Below are 1036 nucleotides of genomic sequence, written 5' to 3'. Positions count from 1 at the left end.
CCTCCCCGAAGGCACCGACGTCGCCCGCCTCGACCCGGCCGAACCCGCCTCCCTCGCCCCGCTGTTCACCGGGGGCGAGCGGCCTCTTCCTGCATCTGCACGCCGTCGGCGAGCACGGCGAACACACCGCCGCGCTCCTGGAGGCGGCCCGCGCCGGCGGCGTCCGGCACGTCGTCGTCCTCTCCTCCGCCATCATCGAGGACGGCGCCGACGAGACCCACCCGATCCACGTCGTCCACACCGCGCTGGAGACGGCCGTACGCGAGGCGGGCTTCGACCGGACCCTCCTGCGTCCGGGCGCCTTCGCCGCCAACTCCCTCCAGTGGGCGCCCCAGACACGCGCCGGCGACACCGTCCGCGGCCCCTTCGCCAAAGCCGTCACCGCCCCCGTCCACGAGGACGACATCGCGGCGGTCGCCGCCCGCGCCTTCCTCGACGACGGCCACCGGGGCGCCGTCCACCGCCTCACCGGACCCGAGGCGATCACCACCGAGGAGCAGATCCACGCCATCGGCGCGGCGCTCGGCCGGCCGCTGCGGTACGTCGACATACCGCCGCAAGAGGTCGGACCCGAGCTCTTCCCGCACGTGCCGCCGCAGATGCTGCCCGCGATCCTCGACTCCTTCGCCGCCGCCGTCGGCGCCGAGCCCGAGATCACCACCACCGTCGAGACCGTCACCGGCAGGCCCGCCCGCACCTTCCAGGAATGGGCCCACGACCACAAGGACGACTTCCAGGGCGACGCGGCCTGAGACACGGGGGCCCGGGGTGCGGGGGAGGCGGAAGCCCACCCCTAGCACCCTCCGCCTCACCGACACGTTTTCTCCGCACGGCAGTACCACTTTCGGGTTCGGTTCGCCGCGGTCCCCCCGCGCGCGGCTCCCATGCCGTACAGGCTGGTGCCCCTGTACGCGCGCACCCGAAGGACCCGCCCATGAGCAGCCCGCCACCCCTCGCCGGAGGCGCCCAAGGGCCCGATGCCCTGGGGCCGTTGATCACCGTCGCGCTCGACGCCCTGCGCGCGGGCGCCACCGCC

Annotated in this window: 1 protein-coding gene; it reads left to right on the top strand. The window is 74.8% G+C overall.

The window, feature by feature from the left end; translation table 11 throughout:
* Window positions 1-752 (top strand): NmrA family NAD(P)-binding protein (locus AOK22_RS39060; protein ID WP_055703353.1); only part of this gene is annotated, 752 nt, incomplete at its 5' end.
* Between the last annotated feature and the right edge of the window lie 284 nt (window positions 753-1036).

Origin of the sequence: Streptomyces silaceus (assembly GCF_001419745.1) — a bacterium.
Taxonomy (GTDB): Bacteria; Actinomycetota; Actinomycetes; order Streptomycetales; family Streptomycetaceae; genus Streptomyces; species Streptomyces silaceus.
This window is presented reverse-complemented; position numbering and strand designations above follow the sequence as displayed.